Source organism: Actinotalea soli (genome assembly GCF_017565425.1).
GTDB lineage: Bacteria > Actinomycetota > Actinomycetes > Actinomycetales > Cellulomonadaceae > Actinotalea > Actinotalea soli.
Window position 1 is genome coordinate 247371 of record NZ_JAGEMK010000004.1, and the last position, 20142, is coordinate 267512.

At 74.6% G+C, this 20142-nt stretch carries 18 protein-coding genes and 1 riboswitch; of the genes, 9 read left to right on the forward strand and 9 right to left on the reverse strand.

Annotation, left to right across the window (positions count from 1 at the left end):
* Positions 1 to 22 precede the first annotated feature (22 nt).
* The gene (locus J4G33_RS17615; RefSeq protein ID WP_305852923.1) at positions 23 to 1195 is read left to right on the forward strand and encodes a glycoside hydrolase family 26 protein; all 1173 of its coding nucleotides are present in this window, start codon (positions 23 to 25) and stop codon (positions 1193 to 1195) included.
* Here J4G33_RS17615 and J4G33_RS10225 read toward each other — a convergent pair.
* Positions 1160 to 1897 carry a hypothetical protein gene (locus tag J4G33_RS10225; RefSeq protein WP_208055858.1) on the reverse strand — a complete coding sequence of 246 codons (738 nt, stop codon included), beginning with the start codon at positions 1895 to 1897 and terminating at the stop codon, positions 1160 to 1162. The genes J4G33_RS17615 and J4G33_RS10225 overlap by 36 nt on opposite strands.
* Positions 1898 to 2114: 217 nt before the next feature.
* Here J4G33_RS10225 and J4G33_RS10230 point away from each other — a divergent pair, with 217 nt between their 5' ends.
* Entirely contained in the window at positions 2115 to 3737 is a 1623-nt protein-coding gene (locus J4G33_RS10230) for a PP2C family protein-serine/threonine phosphatase (protein WP_208055859.1), read from the forward strand.
* An 84-nt stretch (positions 3738 to 3821) separates the two neighbouring features.
* Here J4G33_RS10230 and J4G33_RS10235 read toward each other — a convergent pair whose 3' ends face one another.
* Entirely contained in the window at positions 3822 to 5336 is a 1515-nt protein-coding gene (locus tag J4G33_RS10235) for an HNH endonuclease signature motif containing protein (protein ID WP_208055860.1), read from the reverse strand.
* 527 nt (positions 5337 to 5863) lie between these two features.
* On the opposite strand from J4G33_RS10235, the gene J4G33_RS10240 reads away from it, so the two are divergent.
* The gene (locus J4G33_RS10240; RefSeq protein WP_208055861.1) at positions 5864 to 6766 is read left to right on the forward strand and encodes a hypothetical protein; all 903 of its coding nucleotides are present in this window, start codon (positions 5864 to 5866) and stop codon (positions 6764 to 6766) included.
* A 111-nt stretch (positions 6767 to 6877) separates the two neighbouring features.
* Here the strand turns inward: J4G33_RS10240 and J4G33_RS10245 are convergent, their stop codons facing one another.
* Both J4G33_RS10245 and J4G33_RS10250 read right to left on the reverse strand, forming a co-directional pair.
* Entirely contained in the window at positions 6878 to 7864 is a 987-nt protein-coding gene (locus J4G33_RS10245; RefSeq protein ID WP_208055862.1) for an aldo/keto reductase, read from the reverse strand.
* A 77-nt stretch (positions 7865 to 7941) separates the two neighbouring features.
* Positions 7942 to 9000, reverse strand: coding sequence for an aminotransferase class V-fold PLP-dependent enzyme (locus tag J4G33_RS10250; protein WP_208055863.1), 1059 nt, complete (start codon positions 8998 to 9000; stop codon positions 7942 to 7944).
* A 41-nt stretch (positions 9001 to 9041) separates the two neighbouring features.
* Here J4G33_RS10250 and J4G33_RS10255 point away from each other — a divergent pair, with 41 nt between their 5' ends.
* From J4G33_RS10255 to J4G33_RS10270, 4 genes are all read left to right on the forward strand, one after another.
* Complete coding sequence (locus J4G33_RS10255; RefSeq protein ID WP_208055864.1) at positions 9042 to 9650, forward strand: hypothetical protein; 609 nt, start codon at positions 9042 to 9044, stop codon at positions 9648 to 9650.
* 175 nt (positions 9651 to 9825) lie between these two features.
* On the forward strand, positions 9826 to 10650 hold the full coding sequence (gene ddaH, locus J4G33_RS10260; protein ID WP_208055865.1) for a dimethylargininase: 825 nt from the start codon (positions 9826 to 9828) through the stop codon (positions 10648 to 10650).
* A gap of 8 nt (positions 10651 to 10658) precedes the next feature.
* Positions 10659 to 11855 (forward strand): ornithine--oxo-acid transaminase, encoded by a 1197-nt coding sequence (rocD, locus tag J4G33_RS10265; protein WP_208055866.1) that lies wholly within the window; start codon positions 10659 to 10661, stop codon positions 11853 to 11855.
* A 163-nt stretch (positions 11856 to 12018) separates the two neighbouring features.
* A complete protein-coding gene (locus J4G33_RS10270) occupies positions 12019 to 12615 on the forward strand; it encodes an Lrp/AsnC family transcriptional regulator (protein ID WP_208055867.1) in 597 nt (198 codons plus the stop codon).
* Here J4G33_RS10270 and J4G33_RS10275 read toward each other — a convergent pair.
* From J4G33_RS10275 to J4G33_RS10290, 4 genes are all read right to left on the reverse strand, one after another.
* A complete protein-coding gene (locus tag J4G33_RS10275) occupies positions 12566 to 13507 on the reverse strand; it encodes a universal stress protein (protein WP_208055868.1) in 942 nt (313 codons plus the stop codon). The genes J4G33_RS10270 and J4G33_RS10275 overlap by 50 nt on opposite strands.
* Positions 13508 to 13599: 92 nt before the next feature.
* A complete protein-coding gene (locus tag J4G33_RS10280; protein ID WP_208055869.1) occupies positions 13600 to 14163 on the reverse strand; it encodes an HNH endonuclease in 564 nt (187 codons plus the stop codon).
* 244 nt (positions 14164 to 14407) lie between these two features.
* The gene (locus J4G33_RS10285; RefSeq protein ID WP_208055870.1) at positions 14408 to 15226 is read right to left on the reverse strand and encodes a C40 family peptidase; all 819 of its coding nucleotides are present in this window, start codon (positions 15224 to 15226) and stop codon (positions 14408 to 14410) included.
* A 2-nt stretch (positions 15227 to 15228) separates the two neighbouring features.
* Positions 15229 to 15422, reverse strand: a riboswitch (cyclic di-AMP (ydaO/yuaA leader).
* 437 nt (positions 15423 to 15859) lie between these two features.
* Entirely contained in the window at positions 15860 to 16585 is a 726-nt protein-coding gene (locus tag J4G33_RS10290) for an iron-dependent transcriptional repressor DtxR (protein WP_208055871.1), read from the reverse strand.
* A 112-nt stretch (positions 16586 to 16697) separates the two neighbouring features.
* Between J4G33_RS10290 and serC the strand changes: the two genes are divergently transcribed.
* Complete coding sequence (serC, locus tag J4G33_RS10295; RefSeq protein WP_307793844.1) at positions 16698 to 17828, forward strand: phosphoserine transaminase; 1131 nt, start codon at positions 16698 to 16700, stop codon at positions 17826 to 17828.
* Complete coding sequence (locus J4G33_RS10300; RefSeq protein ID WP_208055873.1) at positions 17825 to 19135, forward strand: MFS transporter; 1311 nt, start codon at positions 17825 to 17827, stop codon at positions 19133 to 19135. The genes serC and J4G33_RS10300 overlap by 4 nt, the downstream gene beginning before the upstream one ends.
* A 6-nt stretch (positions 19136 to 19141) precedes the next feature.
* On the opposite strand, the gene J4G33_RS10305 is transcribed toward J4G33_RS10300, so the two are convergent.
* Positions 19142 to 19831: a peptidase gene (locus J4G33_RS10305; RefSeq protein WP_208055874.1), complete on the reverse strand. Its 690-nt coding sequence runs from the start codon at positions 19829 to 19831 to the stop codon at positions 19142 to 19144.
* Positions 19832 to 20142: the final 311 nt, after the last annotated feature.

The following is a 20142-nucleotide window of genomic DNA, read 5'->3' on the forward strand; positions in this document are numbered from 1 at the left end:
TGATCATGCCGATAGACAGGACATGAGACGCCCCCGGACCTTGCGTGCCCTTGCCCTCGCCCCGGTCGGCGCCCTGTGCCTGGGGCTCACCTGCGCGGTCGCCGCCCCGCACGCCGTCGCAGCACCGCCGGGCGCTGCGAAGAACACCGTCGAGGAGCCTCGCGGCGCGGTCAAGGGTCGCGGCAAGCCGGCCCCTGCGCCGACCGTCGAGCCCGCCCCCTCCCCGGCGCCGACCGTCGCGCCGGACCCCGTGGTCGAGCCGAGCCCCAGCCCCGCGCCGTCGACCCCGCCCCCGGCCCCCGCGCCCGTCACCGAGCCGACCCCCGAGCCCCCCGCCGAGGCCGAGCGTCGCACCGTGCCGATCGGCACGACCATCCCCTGGGGCCCCCTCGACACCTCCGCCCTGGCGAGCCGCACCGCCGGGTGGGGCGCCACGCCGTCGTACCTGCTCTGGTACACGGGCTTCGGCGAGCCCGCGGACCCCGCCAAGCTCGCGGCCGTGCGCGCCGCGGGGGCCGTCCCCGTCATCACCTGGGAGCCGTGGAACTACACCCGCGGCCCCGTGCAGCCCGAGTACGCGATGGACCGTGTGGTCGCCGGGGACCACGACACGTACATCAGGGAGTTCGCGCGCACCCTCGCGGCCGACGGCGGCCCGGTGCAGCTGCGCTTCGCGCACGAGATGAACGGCGACTGGTACCCGTGGGCCGCCCGGGTCAACGGGAACGACGCCGCCGACTACGTCGCAGCCTGGAAGCACGTGCACGGGCTGTTCGCCGAGCAGGGCGCGACGAACGTGACGTGGGTGTGGTCCCCGAACGTCGTGTACCCGGGGGCGACGCCGCTGGCCGACCTGTACCCGGGTGACGCGTTCGTCGACGTCGTCGGGGTGGACGGGTACAACTGGGGCACCTCGCAGTCGTGGAGCTCCTGGTACACCGGGTCCGAGATCTTCGCCCCGACCCTCGACGAGGTGCGGGCCCTGGCCCCGGGCAAGCCGATCCTCGTCGCCGAGACCGCCTCGACCGAGCTCGGTGGGGACAAGGCCGCGTGGATCACCGAGCTGTTCGCCTACCTGGCTGCGCAGCCCGACGTCGTGGGCCTGATCTGGTTCGACGAGAACAAGGAGACGGACTGGCGGGTCGACAGCTCGCCGAGCTCAGCCGCGGCCTTCCGCGAGGCCGCTGCCGGCTGAGCTCGCTTCCTCCTCCGCGGCCGCGCCGTCCCTCTCCCGCGGTCGTTCGAGGAAGTACGCGCCGAGCGCCCCCGCGAGGGTCGCGAACACGGCGACCGAGTACACGCTGAGCACCACCTCGAGCACCCGGGCCGCGCCGTCGGGGGACCTCAGGGGCTGGCCCGTGATGGTTGCGAGGGCCGCGCCGTGCAGGGCCTGGGCGTAGGAGTCGAAGGCCTCCAGGACGTAGAGCAGCTGGCTGCTCGCCAGGACGACGACGCCGGTGACGGTCGCCAACCACCCGACCCGTCCGGTGAGCAGCCGCCCCGCCGAACGCGACCCGCGCACCGCGCTCGACAGCACCCCACCCACGCGCGCCACCCGCGCGATGCGCAAGGACCGGGCGATCTGCAGCGCCCGGAACACCCGCAGGAAGGGCAGGGCGAGGAACAGCACCTGCCACCAGTTCCGTCGCCAGAACCTGCCCTGGTCCTTCGCGACGTAGGCGCGCAGGGCGAACTCCGCGACGAAGGCCCCCCACAGCACCCACCCGAGGACGGCGAGCACGTCGGCGAGCGGTGGTCCCTCGGCCAGGTTCTGCCCGAGCACCACGAAGAGGAAGATCAGCCCGAGGGCACCCATGGGGACGTCGAGCCGCTGGGACAGGGCCTCGGCCTCGGCCAGCCCGCGCCGGCGGAGGCTCGCTGGGGCCAGCTGCTCCACGCGTCCTCCTCGCTCGACTGTCCCTGACGGTAAGGAGCCCACGCAGGACGCGCACCTCGGGGCCGGGGCACGGGACCGGGGCACGGGGCTGCGAGCGGGCTCAGCACGAGTGAGCAGGTGCGGACGGAGGCCCACCGGCCCGCTCGCCGGTGGCCGCCACGCCGAGCACGCGCCACGTATCGGGTGCGCAACCCCGACCGCTGGCTACGCTCTCCCGGTGAGCGACACCTGGCTGACCCGCGCGACGGGCGACACCCCCACCGGTGCCCTGGCCAGGTCGATCGACTGGGCGGCGACCCCCATCGGCCACCCGGACACCTGGCCCACCTCGCTGCGCGTGGCCGTCGAGATCTGCTTCAGCACCCGCTTCCCCGTGCTGGTGACGTGGGGCACTGATCTGATCAAGATCTACAACGACGCGTACCGCGAGATCCTCGGCCGGGACAAGCACCCCCAGGCGATGGGTGCACGCGTGCGTGACATCTGGCCGGAGATCTGGCCCACGCTCGAGCCGTCCTTCCAGCACGTGTTCGACACGGGCCGCCCGACCTGGCACGAGAACCAGCTGCTGCTGATGGAGCGCAACGGCTACGTCGAGGAGGCGTACTTCACCTACTCCTACAGCCCTCTGTGGGACGACGACGGCGCGGTGCGCGGCGTGCTGGACATCGCGACCGAGACCACGGAGTACGTCCTGGAACGCCGACGTATGCGTCTGCTCGCTGACCTCTCCGAGACGTTGCAGCACCACGCCGGGGACCTCGCGGGCATCGGGCGGGCCACTGCCGACGTGCTGCGCGTCGGGCGGGCCGACGTCGCGGCCATGGACCTCTACCTGACCACCGGACCGGGGCAGACGTACCTGCTGGCCTCGACCCGCCCGGCCGACGACGTCGCTGCCGCCAGCATGGCCTTGGTGCGGGACGTCGCGGCGTCGGGCCGGCCCGCGGAGGTGGACCACACCGTCGTGGTGCCTCTCATCACGGTGGGCGAGCAGACCGCGGGGGTGCTGGTGCTCGAGGCGAGCGCCCGACGGGTCTTCGACGCGGGGTACCGGGCGTTCTTCGACCTGCTGGCCTCGACCGTCGGGACCGCCCTGAGCACCACCCTGCGGTACGTCCGTGAGGTGGGCGACCTCCGTGCGGTGAGCGACGCGCTGCAGCAGTCGATCCTGCCCCGAGGGGAGGCCGTCGCCGGGCTCGCCACCCGCTATCAGCCCGCCACGGGCAACCTCGCGGTGGGCGGGGACTGGTACGACGTCGTCGAGGTGTCCGCAGGGTGCCGCGCCCTCGTCGTCGGGGACTGCGTGGGCCATGGGCTCGGGGCGGCGGTGGTCATGGGTCAGCTCCGGACGGCGAGCCGCACCTTGCTCCTGGAGGGCAACAGCCCCGAGGCCGCGGTGACAGGGCTCGACCACTTCGCGCGGCGCCTGCCGGGGGCCGAGTGCGCGACGGTGTTCTGCGGGTTGATCGACCAGCAGGCAGGGACGTTGACCTTCTCCCGGGCCGGGCACGTGCCCCCGCTGCTGCTGCGCGACGGCCAGGCGCGGTGGCTGCGCGAGGCGGGGAGCACCCCGTTGGCGGTGACGGGGGACGAGCGGCGCGAGGCCGTCGTCGAGCTGCAGGACGGTGACCTGGTCGTGCTCTACACCGATGGTCTGGTCGAGCGCCGCCGCGAGATGCTCAGCGAGGGGATCGAGCGTCTCGCGGAGGCGGTGCGTCCCCTCGCCGGTGAGGAGTCGGTCGACGCGATCGCCGACGGCTTGCTGCGCGCGCTGGTCCCGTCCGGGTCCGAGGACGACGTCGCACTCGTCGTCTACCGGCACGAGGGATCGGCGTAGCCGGACGATCGGCGTAGCACGACGATCGTCGTAGCACGACGATCGGCGTAGCACGACGCTCGGCGTAACCGGACGATCGGCGAGCTAGAACGGGGGCGGTGGGAGCGCGGCCGTGAGCTCGGCGTCCTCCCTGCCTGGCTCGACGCGGTACCGCAGCCCGGCTGGCGTGAGCCACTCGAAGACGCCTGGTGTGATCTGGCTGAGCCGGAAGCCGCCGTCGGTCTTGATCGCGTGGTCACGGGGGCACAGCGGTGCCAGGTTGTCGTGCGACGTGGTGCCGCCGTCGCGTCCGAACTCGACGGTGTGGTCGAGGTCGCAGCTGTCCGCCGGGGTGCTGCACCCTGGCCGCACGCAGGCACCGTCGCGCGCACGCACGTGCTCCGCGAGGTCGGCGGGTGGTCGGTATCGGGTGCGTCCGACGTCGAGCACGGCGTCGGTCACGGGATCGGTGACGATGCGTCGCCAGGTCCCTCCCCGGGCGAGCGCCTGGGCGACCTCCGCGGTGATGGGCCCGTAGCCAGCGAGCTCGGCCGGCTCGCCGCCGGTCCCGAGGAGGCTCGAGAACGGGACCGTCACGCGGATCTGGGCCCGGGGCCGAGAGGGGCGTCGCGATCGGCCCCCGGCGACGGGGGTCTTGGCCGACTCGTCTCCCGCTGCCCGGCCTCTTGCAGAGACAACCCGTGCCGCACCGCACCCTTCGCCAAGGTCACCGGCGACGGCGACCGCGACGGTCAGGTCTCGTGCATCTGCCTCGTCGCTCAGCTCTCCCACGGTGAGTTCCACGAGGACGTCGGCTCGGAGCTGGTCGAGGGTGCGCGGGTCGCCAGCGGCGCGGGCCGAGCGGGCCAGGTGATCGATGCCGGCGTCGAGGCGTACGGCGTCCTGCGCGGGCAGGACTGCAGTGACCGAGGCCATCCCGTGCGGGAGGGCCCGTGGCCGGTCGAGGCGCCGACCCCGGGCCGCGGCGAGGTGACGCCGGTGCGCGCCCTCAGGGTCGAGGGAGATGAGCGCACGCTCGACGTCACGCGCGAGCTGGGTGCACGTCCGGCGTCGGGCACGCGGGAGCACCGCGTCCTGGACGTCGAGGGCGAGGGGTACCGGCGCCTCGTCGAGAGCTCGGACGAGCACCCTGGCGCGCGACAGGTCGATCTCACCGCGCTCGAGGGCCGCACCGGTGGGGGCGAGGGCTCCGTCGAAGGCGCGACCGTCCCGCACCAGCGCGCGGGCGGCCAGCCGGGAGCACCCGAGCCGCATCGCGAGCTCCTCCCCCGCGACGTTGAGCTCGCTGACCGTGCCTGCGGAGTCCGGCCACACGGGGTTCATCGACGGCCGGTCCGCGAGCCGGGCGGCCGCACGTGCGGCCCCGGCCGATGCCCAGGCCACCAGCCGTTGCCACGCGGCGACCTCGTCGACGAGCAACGCGTCGTCGTCCTCGGTCTCCGCAGCCGGCGCGTCGGCCGGGTGGCTGGATACCGCGTCAGCACGGTCTCCTGACGCAGGCAGATGACCACGCTGGTCGAGAAGTGCGGCGAGGACTGGGCCAGGAAGGACCGCGGCGAGGGCCTCGGCGGGACGCGCGCCGCCGGACAGGCTCCGCACCTCGTCGTCGATCCCCGGTGCGGGATCAGGGCGCCTGCGCTCCTGCCCAGGGCGAGGAGCGCTCGCTCCAACCGCGGATCCACCCGTGGGTGATCGCCGCTCCCAAGCCCCCGTGTCGAACATGTGTTCGACTCTAGTGGAGGGCACTGACACGCGACGAGGTCCCAGGCGGGTCAGCGCGCGCCCGCCCCACGGTGGCGTGCGACGATCGGCAGATGCCTCTGCGTCGCCGTAGGTCCGGCCCAGCCGACTCGCCCCCGGCCACGTCCGGGCAAGCCACCGCACCCGGCCAGGCCGCTCCCCAGAGGCAGGCCGACCCGACCCACCCGTCCCAGCCCTCGCCGCCTACCCAGGGCTCGACTCCGCCCCACAGCTCTCCTCCGACCCAGGGCTCGACTCCGCCCTACAGCTCTCCTCCGACCCACGCTCCCGGGCCCGCGCCCGCGCCCGCAGAGAGCCCTCGCTCGCGCCGCCGCGGGCTGATCCGCCGCGGCGGGGGATCCACAGCTGCACGCCCCGGCACCACCGTGGCGCACCACCCGGAGCTCGGCCCTCACGGCTCGGGCCGCTCGAGCCGGGGCCGCGCGACCGAGGTCCCGCCGGTCACCGGCTTCCCGTTCCTCGATGCCGCCTTCGACAAGGCCGTCTCGATCCCCTCGGCGGTGATCCATGCGCACGTCGATCGCATCCGGCGGCGGAACCCCCGTGCGACCCCGGCGGAGGTGGTGCGGCTCCTCGAGAAGCAGTACCTGCTCACCGTGACCACCTCAGGTGGGGCCGTCGGCGCAGCGGCCGCGACCCCCGCGGTCGGCACGAGCGTCGGCATCGCCCTCACCAGCAGCGAGATCGCGACCTTCTTCGCCGCCTCGGCCGCGTTCTCCCTCGCGGTCGCCGACGTGCACGGGGTCGCCGTCGAGGACACCGCACGACGACGCGCCCTCCTCCTCGCCACGGTCCTCGGCGACCAGGGCTCCAAGACCATCGGCGCGGAGACCGGGCTCAGCACCAAGGCCTGGGCACGCACCCTCCTGGTCAACATGCCGACCTCGACGATCAAGCGCGTCAACACCGCCCTCACCCGACGGATCCTCCGGCAGCAGGCCGGCAAGCAGGGCGCCCTCGCCTTCGGGAGGCTCGCGCCCTTCGGCATCGGCGCGGTGATCGGCGCGACCGGGGCTCGGGCGCTCGGGCGGACGGTGGTGACCGGGGCTCACCGGGCCTTCGGGCCGCCACCCGTGGCCTTCGCGCGGACCATCGAGGTCAACGCCCGCACCTCGCCCGACGCCGGGACCGGCAGCCCCGAGGGCGACCTCCGGCAGATCGCGGTCGACGCGGTGCACGCGCCGGGAGGCGCGCACGCCCCGGGTGGGCAGCAGATCGGCGCCGGGCCACACCCCGACGACGACCCGCAGTGGATCTCGCCGCGCTGACCCGCGGGTCGACCCGCTAGAGCCCTGCCGCGCTGACCCACGGGTCGATCAGCCGGGACCTTGCCGCGCTGACGTCAGCGCCTCAGCGCTGCCGCCAGCGCGGCGTGGCTCTCACCAGCGACCGTGCACGTGCTCCCGGATGCGCTCGTCGTAGATGCGCTGGAGCGCGGCCTGCTGCTCCTCGGTGAGCGGGGCGAGGTCCGCGGCGGCGGCGTTGGCGCGGGCCTGGTCGGGACGGCTCGCCCCCGGGATCACCGTCGTGACGCCCGGCTGGTCGACGATCCAGCGCAGGGCGAGCTGCGCCGTCGTCGCGCCCTCGGGGGTGAGGGCGGCGACCTCCTGAGCCGCAGCGACACCGACGTCGTAGGGCACACCGGCGAAGGTCTCCCCGACGTCGAAGGCCTCACCCTGCCGGTTGAAGGTGCGGTGGTCGTTCTCGGCGAAGGTGGTCGACGCACCGAACTTGCCCGTGAGCAGCCCGCTGGCCAGCGGCACCCGCGCGATGATGCCTACCCCGGCCTCGGCGGCCGCAGGCAGCACCTCCTCGAGAGGCTTGCGGCGGAAGGCGTTGAGGATGATCTGCACGCTCGCGACGTTGGGCCGGGCGATCGCCGTCAGCGCCTCGTCGACCGTCTCGACCGAGACGCCGTACGCGGCGATCCGGCCCTCGGCGACCATCGCGTCGAGCGCGTCGTACACCGCGTCACTCGAGTACACGGGGGTGGGCGGGCAGTGCAGCTGGACCAGGTCGAGGGTGTCGACCCCCAGGTTCTCGCGCGAGCGGTCGTTCCAGGCGCGGAAGGCGTCGGGGGTGAAGGCCTCGGGCACGTGCGGGTTCGCGCGGCGCCCCATCTTGGTGGCCACCGTGAGCCCCGCGTCGGGCCGACGGCGCAGCAGCTCGCCGACGAGCTTCTCGCTGCGGCCGTCACCGTAGACGTCCGCCGTGTCGAGGAAGGTGACCCCCGCGTCGACCGCGGCGTCGAGGATGGCCGAGGCCTGCTCCTCCGCGACGTCACCCCAGTCCGCGCCCAGCTGCCAGCACCCGAGACCGATGACACTCACGGGGCGCGCGGTCCGCCCCAGCACACGTGTTTCCATGCCTGCGACGCTACCCGCTCCCGCCCGCACGGGCTGGTCGACGCGGACTCGTCATGACGCCGGCACGCGCGCAGCCCTCACCCCAACGCCGTGAGCAGCCGGTCGAGGTCCTCCTCGGTGCTGTACAGGTGGAAACCGACCCGCGCCGCCCCGGCCCGCACGCTCGCCGCGATCCCGGCCTCCTCGAGGCGAGCTGCGGCGTCGGGCGCGGGGATCGCCACGATCGGCGACGGCACCGGCGCGAGCCCGAGGTGCTCCCGCACCCGTGCGGCCAGACCGACCGTGTGCGCCTGCACCGCCGCCCGGTCGAGCCCCGCGATCCACGGCATCGACAACCCGGCCCCGAGCACCGTGAACCACGCGGGCGAGGCGTCGAGCCGGCGCGCGCCCCTCGCGAGCCGCAGCGGCAGCCCGTAGACCGTCTGCCACGGGTCCTGGCCCGCGTACCAGTTCGCCGCGTGCGGGACGAGCCGCTCCTCGAGCTCGGGGCGCACCGCCATCCACGCCGCCCCGCGCGGGGCGAGCAACCACTTGTAGCTGCCCCCGACGACGACGTCGGCCCAGCCGAGGTCGACGTCGGCCCACCCGAGGGCCTGGGTCACGTCGAGCAGGACGACGGTGCGGGCCCGGCCCAGGGCCGCACGATCAGCCGCAGCCCCCTCGACCGCGCGGCGCAGGGCCGGGGCGTCGAGCACCGCGCCGTCGGCCGACTGCACCAGGCTCACCGCGACGACGTCGAACTCCCCCGCCCGCTCGACCAGCGCGGCAGGCGGGAGCTCGGTCAGGGACACCCCGCGGGTCTGCTGCGCCGCGAAGGGGAAGGTCACGCTGGTGAACTCCCCGGGCAGGGTCGCCACGCGCGCGCCGTCGGGCACCGCGGCCGCGACCAGCCCGACGAGGGTCGAGACGCTGCCCGCCATCGCGACCGACCCGACCGGGGCCCCGACCAGGTCCGCGAAGGCCTGACGGGCAGCCGCCACGCTCGCGTCCAGCTCGGCAGGCCGCAGCGTCCCCGCGGCCCACGTGCCCATGACCTCCGCGAGCGCCTCGGTGACGAAGCGCGGCGGCAGGCCGTACGTGGCAGTGTTGAGGTAGCCCTCGGGGTGGTCGAAGGTGGCGCCGAATGCGGTCCTCACCCCGGCACGCTACCGCGCGACCCGTCGAGCCAGGAGCAGGGATGACGAAGCCTTCCGACGCACCCGACGCACCCGACGACGCCGCCCGGGCGGCCGGGCCGCGGACGCCTCGCTCCCCCGACGTCGAGCCTCACGGCGCACCGCTCGGCGGAGCCTGCGGCGAACCCCGCGCCGCCGTGGCCCGGCGGGTGCTGCCGCTGCGTGCCGAGGAGGCGTGGGACCTGGTCACCGACGTCCACCACCACGAGCGGTGGGTGCCGATGACCAGGATCGACGGGCCCGCGGCGCTCGGGGTCGGCGACGTGTTCGTCGGGGTGACCGGGCCGGGCGCGCTGCACGGCGGGCCCGGGCTCGCCGACCGGATGCGCGTGGAGCGCCTCGAGCCGCCCGTGACCGAGCCCGCCGGCCCGGGACGCACGGGCGTGGCGGTGTACCGCAAGCTCGGTCCTGTGCTGCTGGGGACGGCCGAGGTCCATGTGCGTCCCCTCGGGCCCGGGCTCTGCGAGGTCGCATGGGTCGAACGCGTCCACCTGCGCGGCCTGCCCCGCGCCCTGACGACGGCGCCCCTGCGGCCCGTGCTCGGAGGCATGGGCTGGTACGTGCTGCGGCAGGTCGCCCGCGAGGTCGCCGCACGGGACGAGCACCACTGAGCACGCCACGCAACGATCCGTCGCCGTCGGGGGCTCTGACGCAACGATCCGCACCCCGACACGCAGCCTCCTGATGTACCCGCGGCCCACCGCCCGCACCTAGCCTCGGAAGCGAGCCGCCACCCGGCCGCCGTCGCACCGTCGCGCACCCCGTCGACCCGTCCCGGAGGCCACCATGAGCCGTACCGCCACCCCCCGCCGCTACCTGATGTGCCGCCCCGAGCACTTCGAGGTCTCGTACGAGATCAACCCGTGGATGGACGTCACCCGCGAGACCGACCGCGGCCTGGCCCTCGCCCAGTGGGAGACCCTCTACCGCACGTACCTCGACTGGGGCCACACCGTCGAGCTCATCGACCCGATCCCCGGCCTGCCCGACATGGTCTACGCGGCCAACGGCGCGACCGTCGTCGACGGCCTGGTGTACTCGGCGCGGTTCCGGTACCCCGAGCGCGCCGCCGAGGGCCCGGCCTACCAGAAGTGGTTCGCCGACGCGGGCTTCGTCACCCACACCGCCGCCCAGACCAACGAGGGCGAGGGCGACATCCTCATGGTCGGGGACCTGCTGCTCGCCGGCACGGGCTTCCGCACCGACCCCGCCGCGCACGCCGAGCTCGCCGCGCTGACCGGCCGGGAGGTCGTCACCCTCGAGCTCGTCGACCCGCGGTACTACCACCTCGACACGGCGCTGGCCGTCCTCGACAGCGACCCTGCCGCCCCGCTCATCGCCTACCACCCGGGCTCCTTCTCCCCCGCGGCGCAGCAGGTCCTGGCCGAGCGCTTCCCCGACGCCGTCCTCGCCACCGACGCGGACTCCGCGGCCCTCGGCCTCAACGCCGTCTCGGACGGGCGCCGCGTCGTCGTCGCCCCCGGGGCCGTGGACCTGCAGGCCCGGCTGCGTGAGCGGGGCTTCGAGCCGCACCCGGTGGACACCAGCGAGCTGCTCAAGGGCGGCGGCGGGGCCAAGTGCTGCACCCTCGAGATCCGCACGGCTCGGTGAACACACCGATGACCACCTCCCTCGTCCCGAGCCACCTCGCCCGCAACTACCACCCCCTGCCGGTGGTCCTCGCCGGTGGCGAGAACTCGTGGGTGCGGGACACCGCGGGCCGTGAGTACCTCGACCTGCTCGCGGGGTACTCGGCCCTCAACTTCGGCCACCGCCACCCCGCCCTGGTCGACGCCGCCCGCGCGCAGCTCGACCGCATCACCCTGACGTCACGGGCCTTCGAGCACGACCTGCTCGAGCCCTTCGCGACCCGCCTCGCCGCCCTGCTCGAGCTGCGCGACGACGACCTCGTGCTGCCCATGAACACCGGGGCCGAGGCCGTCGAGACCGCCATCAAGGCCGCGCGCAAGTGGGGCCACGAGGTCAAGGGCGTCCCGGCCGACCGCGCCACCATCATCGTCGCCGACGGCAACTTCCACGGCCGCACGACGACGATCATCTCCTTCTCGACCGACGAGGAGGCCCGCGCCGGGTTCGGTCCCTTCACCCCGGGCTTCCGCGTGGTGCCCTACGGGGACGCCGAGGCCCTCGCCGCGGCGATCGACGAGACCACCGTCGCGGTCCTCCTCGAGCCCATCCAGGGCGAGGCCGGGGTGATCATCCCCGAGGCCGGGTACCTGCCCGCCGTCCGGGCCGCCTGCGACGCGGCCGACGTCCTGCTCATCGCCGACGAGGTGCAGTCCGGGCTTGGCCGCACCGGCACCACCCTGGCCTGCGAGCTGGTGGGCGTGACCCCCGACGTCGTCGTGCTCGGCAAGGCCCTGGGCGGTGGCGTGGTGCCCGTCTCGGCCGTCGTCGGGCGCCAGGACGTGCTGGGGGTGCTGACCGCGGGCACCCACGGGTCGACCTTCGGCGGGAACCCGCTGGCCTGCGCGGTCGCCCTCGCGGTGGTCGGGCTCCTCGAGACCGGGGAGCACCAGGCCCGGGCGCGCGAGCTCGGCGCCCACCTCGCCGAGCGCCTCGGGGCCATGGTCACCGACGGGCGGCTCGTCGAGGCCCGCTGCGCGGGGCTCTGGGCCGGCATCGACCTGGACCCGCGGCACGGCACCGGACGCCAGCTCAGCGAGCGGCTCCTCGAGCGCCGCGTGCTCACCAAGGACACCCACGGGCAGACCCTGCGCCTCGCTCCCCCGCTGACCATCGCCCAGGACGACCTCGACTGGGCCCTCGACCAGCTGGGCGACGCCCTGCGCTGAGGCAAGGGCTCGCCCGGACCGGGCGGGCGGGAGTCCGAGGCAGGCGGGAGACAGCGGCAGGCGGGGAGGCAGGCGGCAGCCAGCCCGGACCAGGCCCAGCACCGTCCCCAGGCCGGGGGTCCCCGCAACGAGGCCGACACGCGCATCGGGCATGCTGTCCCCCATGGATCAGGACGGCGCTGGGCTCAGCGACGCGCGGGGCGCTGGGCTCGACGACGCGCGCGCGACAGGGCTCGAGGGACTCGACAGCACAGCACGCCGGGTGCGGACGCTCGACCCGCTCGACGCCGCGATCCTCGAGCACCTCGCGCAGGACGCGCGGGCGAGCTTCGCCGTCGTCGGGGCGCGGGTGAACCTCTCGGCCTCGGCGGTCAAGCGACGCGTGGACCGGCTCCGGGCCGACGGCGTGATCAGCGGATTCACGGCCCGCGTGGACCCCGCGGCCCTGGGCTGGTCGACCGAGGCCTACGTCGAGGTGCACTGCGGAGGCTCCACCAGCCCGCTCACCATGCGCGAGGCCTTCACCCGCTACCCCGAGATCGTCGCCGCCAGCACGGTGACGGGCGAGGCCGACGCCGTCGTGCAGATCCGCGCGCGGGACGTGCGGCACCTCGACGAGGTGGTCGAGCGGATCAACGCCGAGCCCTTCGTGCGGCGCACGCGGTCCACCGTCGTCCTGACCCCGCTCGTGCGACGTGCCGAGGAGTCCCTCAGTCCCCGACCGACGTCGGCGACCACTCGTCCTGCCGCCGGGTCGTGACCACGGTGACCGGGCACACCGCGTGGTGCAGCACGGCCTGACTGGTCGAGCCCAGCAGCAGCCCCGCGAACCCGCCCCGCCCGCGCGAGCCGACCACCACGAGGTCCACCGCGGTCGAGAACTCCGTCAGCAGGGCCGCCCCCGTGCCGTCCAGCACGTGACGCCGCACCTGCACCCCAGGGTGGTCCGCCAGGGCCCGGTCCACGACGACGTCGAGCCCCTCGGCCACGTCCCGCAGGACCGCCTCGTGGTCGACCGCGGCCGGCAGCCACGCCAGGATCCCGGCCCCTGAGCCGACCGGCACCCCCGCGACCGCGGTGAGCTCGGCGTCCCAGATCTCCGCCTCGTGGATCGCGTGGGCCAGGGCGGCCTCCGCGGCCGCCGACCCGTCGACGCCGACGACGATGCGTCGCACCCCGCTGGTGCCGCGCTGGGGACGGCCCGCGTCCAGGTCCGCCTGGCGGAAGGGCACCACGACCGTCGGGCAGTGCGCGTGGGCCGGGAGGGCCGAGGAGACGGTGCCGAGGAGCCGCTCGGCGAACCCCCCACGGCCACGCGTCCCGACGACCACCGCAGCGGCCCCGCGCGAGAGCTCGATCAGCACCGCGGCGGCGTCCCCCGTGGCCACGGCCGAGGTGGTGCGCACCCCGCAGCCCTCGACCCGGGCCACGGCCTCGTCGAGGACCGCGCGGGCCCCCTCCTGGATCGCGGTGTCGTCGATGGCCGCGTATCCGCCGTCGAGGGCCGTCGCGGTGAAGGAGGGCACCGAGTAGGTGCACACCAGGTGCAGGCCGAACCCGTGCACCTTCGCGTGCCGCACGGCCCAGTCCAGGGCGTTCAGGCTCGCCGGGGAACCATCCACTCCGACGAGGACCACGTCCTCCACCGTCATCGTCGTGCTCCCTCCGCGCTGCCGCCGTGGATCACCCCCAGTGTGCCTGAAAGCCAGGCACCACGGGGCGGGCCCCGCACGCGGACCTCACCTCAGGCCGAGGTCGCGACCTGCGGGGCGAGGTAGGCGGCCCAGGACGGGTCGGGGCGCACGCTCGCGGCGAGGAGCACGGGGCCGCCCCGGGGGGCAGCCGGGGTGACCAGCAGGTGCCAGCCGATCTCGGACAGCAGACGGTCGGCCTTGCGGTGGTTGCAGCGCGAGCAGGCGGCCACCACGTTGGTCCACTCGTGCCGACCGCCCCGCGAGCGAGGGTGCACGTGGTCGACCGTGTCGGCCGGGCCGGCGCAGTAGGCGCAGCGGTGGGCGTCGCGCTGCAGCACGCTGCGCCGGGTCGGGGGCACCGTGCGCCGGTAGGGCACGTGCACGTAGCGGGTCAGGCACAGCACCAGCGGGACGGGCAGGGCCGTGCGCTCGGAGTGCAGCAGGCGCCCGTCGGTCTCGAGCACCACGGCCTTGCCGCTCAGGACGAGGGTCACCGCCCGGTGGACGCCGACGAGGCACAACGGCTCGCGGCTGGCGTTGAGCAGGAGGGAGCGCCGCAGGGGCGCTGCTCGGTACGAGGGCACGCCGGTGGCGGTGGCGGCTTCAGACGACATCAGCACGGCAGTCTCCCTGACCAGAGCGGTCAGGCCCGGCTGGCTGCCAGGCCTGGCTGGTGGAGCAGCCCTGTCAGGGTACGCGTAGGTCCACGGGAGGACGACGAGTTACCCGCACCCTGGCGCGACACGCTGGCCGCTGGTGCCAGGCAGCACGTGCGAGGACGACCGGAACCCCGGACCCATGCGGGTCCGGGGTTCCGGTCGGTCGCGCTCCAGCTCAGGCGCGGTGCGTCGGGCTGGGTCAGCCGGTGACGCGGATGAACGTGGGGTTGCTCTGCCAGATGCTGCGGAACTGGATCGTCTTGCCCGGGCGGGGCGCGTCGATCTGCTGGTCGCCACCGGCGTAGATGCCGATGTGCCCCGGGGAGAAGATCAGGTCGCCGGGCTGGGCGTCGGCCCGCGAGACGACGTAGCCGGCGTTGCGCTGCTCACCCGAGGTGCGCGGCAGCGTGATGCCGAGCTGCGCGTACACGTAGGAGGTGAACCCCGAGCAGTCGAAGCCGCTCGGCGTGGTGCCACCGCTGACGTAGGGGACACCCACGTAGCGCGCGGCGACCTCGAGGACCGCGTTGCCGCTCACAGCGGCGGGGACGGCCGCGGCGGCCGGGGCTGCCTCGGCGACGGGCTGCTCGGCCACGGTCTCGACCGGCGCCTCGACCGCAGCGCGGTCGTTCGAGCGCGAGGCCGGGGCCTCGACGACGACCGGCTCGGGCTCGGGCTCCGGCTCCGGGTTCGCGACGACCTCGAACTCGGGGGCGTCGAAGGACCAGTCGGCGTCGACGGGGACCGAGACGACCGGGGAGGTCGCCAGGGCCGCGCGGGCCTGGGCGGTGAGGGCCGTGGTGTCGACGGCCGGCAGGGCGCTGGTCGAGCCGTCCGACGGAGCTGCCGCGGCGGGCAGGGCCATCGTCATGACCAGACCGCCCGAGGCGGCGACCACGGCGGAGCGACGTCCGACGGTGGCGAGGCTGCCCGTGGCGGCGTTCGCGAAGTCGTTGAGGGGGGTGGTGGGGCGACGCGCGGCGCGGTGCTTGGCGCGCTGCTGGGGGGTGACGGTCACTCGGTACCTCTCCGGACGCCTACGAGGTGAGCTGTCGGGTTCGGGTGGGAGATCACCCGGCCCCGGTCACGTTCGCACGTGCCCGGGACTTCACCCCAAGGACATCGGAGACCGATGCCCACGAAAGTGGTTCCCCCGTTCCTGCCAGCGGATCGAACGGACCTCATGCGGCGGCAGGACTCGGCGTTCCGCTTGAGGACTCCAGCGAGGAGGGTTCCCTGGAGCACCGCGAGACTACCCGAGGGTCCGCCCGTATGTCACGCCAAGGTCACGGCCGCCGCAGGAAGGTCTCGGGATGATCACGAGAACGCGCAGACGGGTGACATCGCGCAAGGCCACGACCTGCATGAACACACCTGTGCCCGGGTGGTGCTATCAGGTCTCCCGAGGTCACGGACGGGCATGGGTGTGGCACACGTCACATCGATCGGCCGCTGATCGAGCGTCCCCGGAGCTTCCGGGTGATCGGAGGTCACCCAGCCGGGCGACGAGGCCCCCGTGGGCGGCCCGGGTACGCCCCGGCGGCCCCGGGGTGCGACCGCCGGGCCCCGAGGCCCCAGGGCTCGGGCCTCAGGGCTCAGGCCCCAGGGCTCGGGCCTCAGGCCTCAGGCCCCAGGGCTCGGGCCTCGGGCCTCAGGCCTCGGGGCTCAGGACGAAGATGTGGCGCGCGACCTCGTCGGGCAGGTCGAGCACGATGTCCGCCCCGGGGGCCCCGACGGTCACGATGCCCTGCCCTCGCTCGACCGAGATGGTCGAGCCCGGCAGCACCCCGGCCGAGGAGAGCCGCTCGAGCAGGTCGGTGTCGGTCTGCAGCGGCTCCCCCAGGCGGGCGACCGTGGCCTCGATCGGGCCGTCGGCGACCTCCTCGGAGGCCACGACAGCCCGCGCGAGCACCACGAGGGACACCACGCCGTCGAGGAAGCCCTCGACGGTCCCGAGCTCCCCGAGCTCGGCCAGCCCCGGGATCGGGTTGCCGTAGGGCGAGTGGTGCGGGTGGTCGAGCAGCTCGACCAGCCGCCTCTCGACCCGGTCGCTCATCACGTGCTCCCAGCGGCAGGCCTCGTCGTGCACGTAGGACCACTCCAGGCCGATCACGTCGGTCAGCAGGCGCTCGGCGAGCCGGTGCTTGCGCATCACCCGGGTGGCCTTGAGCTGGCCCGCGTCGGTGAGCTCGAGGTGGCGGTCACCGCTGACGACGACCAGCCCGTCCCGCTCCATGCGTGCGACGGTCTGCGAGACCGTCGGGCCCGAGTGCCCCAGCCGCTCGGCGATCCGGGCACGCAGCGGGACGATCCCCTCCTCGGCGAGCTCGTAGATGGTGCGCAGGTACATCTCGGTGGTGTCGATCAGGTCGCTCACGCGGGGGCCTTTCGTCCGTCTGGGCCGACTGCCACCCAGGTTACGGTGCGCGACCCTCCGGCGGGCGCCCCGGGCCGCCCCTCGGGACCGGCCCGCCCCCTACAGTTGGCGCGTGGAGCCGCCCCAGATCACGATCCCCGCCCACCTGCTGCCCGCGGACGGCCGCTTCGGGTCGGGGCCCTCGAAGGTCCGGCCCGAGCAGGTCGAGGCTCTCGCCGCCGTCGGCCGGACCCTGCTGGGCACCTCCCACCGCCAGGCCCCCGTGCGCGGCCTGGTCCGACGGGTGCGCACCGGGCTCGCCGAGCTCTTCGCCCTGCCCGAGGGGTACGAGGTGGTGCTGGGCAACGGCGGCTCGACCGCCTTCTGGGACCTGGCCACCTTCAGCCTGGTGCAGGACCGCGCGCAGCTGTGCACCTTCGGGGAGTTCGGCTCGAGCTTCGCCCGTGCCGTCACCCGCGCCCCCTTCCTCGCCGAGCCTGAGGTCCGGGCCGCGGAGCCCGGCTCGCGCGCCCTGCCCGAGGCCACCCCCGGCACCGACACCTACGCCTGGCCGCAGAACGAGACCTCGACCGGCGTCGTCTCCCCCGTGCTGCGCCCCGCGGGGGCCGACGACGACGCCTTGGTGCTGGTCGACGCGACGTCGGCCGCGGGGGGCATGGCCGTGGACGTGAGCCAGACCGACGTCTACTACTTCGCCCCGCAGAAGTCCTTCGCCTCCGACGGCGGCCTGTGGCTGGCCCTGTGCTCCCCCGCCGCGGTCGCCCGGGCCGAGCGTCTCGCCGAGGACCGCTGGGCGCCGACCTTCCTGTCCCTGAGCACCGCGATCGCCTCCTCACGGCTGGACCAGACCCTCAACACCCCCGCCCTCGCGACCCTCGTGCTCCTGGCCGAGCAGATCGACTGGATGCTGGACCAGGGCGGGCTGGCGTGGGCCGCGGCCCGCACCCAGGAGTCCTCGAGCCACCTGTACCGCTGGGCCGAGGACCGCCCCTGGGCGCAGCCCTTCGTGGCGGACCCCGCGGCCCGCAGCAGCGTCGTGGGCACCATCGACCTCGACGCCTCCGTCGACGCCGCGACCGTGTGCCAGGTGCTGCGTCGGCACGGCGTGGTCGACGTCGAGGCCTACCGCAAGCTCGGACGCAACCAGATCCGCATCGCGATGTTCCCCGCGATCGAGCCCGCCGACGTCCGGGCCCTGACCGCCTGCGTCGACCACGTGGCCGAGCGGCTCGGGCAGGGATGACCCGACCCCTGGGGCGCAGCCGGCTGGTCCGCGACCGGCTCACCCTCACGCTCTACACCCCGTTCATCACCTGGGGCTGGTTCCTCTACGGCTTCTCCCCCGCCGTCCCGCTGATCGCCGAGGAGCAGGGCATCTCCCGGGCCCTCGCGGGGCTGCACGGCACGGGGATGGCCGTGGGCACCGTCGCCGCGGGCCTCGTCAGCGCCCGCATCGCGATCCGGTACGGGCGACGGGTGCAGACCCTGCTGGGCTGCGCGGTGCTCGTGGTCGGCATCCTCATGCTCCTGGCCGGCACCACGGTCGCGGTCACCCTGCCCGCCTGCGTGGTCGTGGCCGTGGGCGGGAACCTGGTCCTGGCGGCCGCCCAGCCGGCCCTCGCGGTCCACCACGGGGCCGCGGGTCCCGCGGCGATCACCGAGGCCAACGCCGTCGGTGCGACCTTCGGCCTGCTCGCCCCGCTCGCGGTCGGCGCCTCGGTCGGGCTGGGCTGGGGCTGGCGGCCCGCGGTCGGGCTGGTCATCGTGCTCGCGGTCACGGTCGGAGTCCTCGTGGCGTCCTTGCGCAACGTCCCCGCCCTCGGACGGGGGGCGGTGACCCGGGCTCCCGTCGCGGCACCGGTCCCGGCGGCGGCCACGACGACGGCGGCCCCCGGCGCGGACCAGGCCGCGGCAGCCCCCACCGGCGCGGTCGCGCGCGCCGAACGGCGGGCCGGCCGGGCGTTCTCGGGGGCCTTCTGGTTCTTCTGGGTCGCGATGCTGTGCGGGGTGGCGATCGAGTTCTCGACCACCTTCTGGGCCTCGGACCTGCTCACCCAGCGCACCGGCGCCTCCCCCTCCGTGGCCACCGCCTCGGTCTCGGCCCTGGTGGTGGGGATGGCGGTGTCGCGCTTCGTCGTCGGGCCGCTGTCGATGCGGAAGGCCCCGGAGAAGATCCTGCTGCTGGCCTACGCGCTGGCCGGGGTGGGGTGGGCCGCGTTCTGGCTCGCGACCAGCACGCCGGTGGCCATCGCGGGGCTCGTGCTCGCCGGCCTCGGCTACGGCGCCCACTACCCGTTGAGCGCGGCCCTGACCCTGCGTGCCTCGGACGGGCGACCCGACCAGGCCCAGGCCCGCGGCTCGATCGGCACCGGGGCGGCCGTCGGGATCGCGCCCTTCGCCCTGGGCGCCCTGGCCGACGTGGTCGGGGCCCACCAGGCCTTCCTGCTGGTGCCGGTGCTCGTCGTCGTCGGCGGGGGCGCGGTCGCCCTCGGGCTGCGCTCGGTGCACCGCGCCCTGCGCACGACGGCCCCGGCCCCCGGGACCCGCTAGCCCTGCTCAGTCGTCGAGGTGCACCCGGCGGCGGTTGCGCCCGACGGCGGCGAGCACGAGGCCACCGAGGACCAGGCCACCCGCAGCGCCCGCGAGGGAGGCCGCCGAGGTGCCGGTGCGGGCGAGCTCGGCCCGGGCCTCGCCCTGCTCGACGAGCGGGACCGAGACCGGCGTGACGCCGTCGCTGCTGGCCTCGCCCGAGGGCGCGCAGCCGGCCGAGGCCGGCGGGTAGCTGACGGTGACCGAGGCCGTCGGGTTGACCGTCACGAGGACCTCGACGGGCGACCGGGCCCAGTCGAACTCGTCCCCCACGACCCACTCGCCCGACTCGAGCCTCGTCCAGCCCGGCCAGTCCGTCGGGTTGCCGTCGGCGTCGACCATGGCCCCCGGCCACCGGACCACGCCCTCCATCGGGAGGCCGGTGTGGACGACGTCGGCCCCACCGGGGTTGACCCAGGTGACGCTCGCGCCCGTCGCCGACGCGTCCCCGGTGGCGCGGTAGGCGACCATCGGGACGTCGTTCTCGCAGAGCACGTCGACCTCGATCACGAGCTCGCACACCCCGCCCGGGACGTAGCCGGCGCCGTCGTCCTCGCAGCCCGCGTCGAAGACCTGGGCCGAGGCCACGGCCGGGGCGACCGCCAGGGTGCCGGTCGCCAGAGCGGCACCGGCCAGAGCGCGCAGTCCACGGTTCATGTCATCCTCCTCCGGGTCCCGACCGTCCCGCTGGTGCTGGACATACCGGGTCAAAACGGACATCTCGGGCCAGCATGCCACCGCACGCCCGAGATGACGCCGTCATCCCCAGGACTTCACCCATACGGCTGTACGCCCCCGCACGCCCCCACCCCACCCTCGTGTCAGAACCTCAGGGTGCTGGGGGTATGCCAGCGTCTGACACGACCTGAGGTGCGATCTCGTGTCAGACGCTCAGGGTGCTGGGGGTATGCCAGCGTCTGACACCAGCGCAGCGCGATCTCGTGTCAGAGGCTGGGGACGCCAGAGGT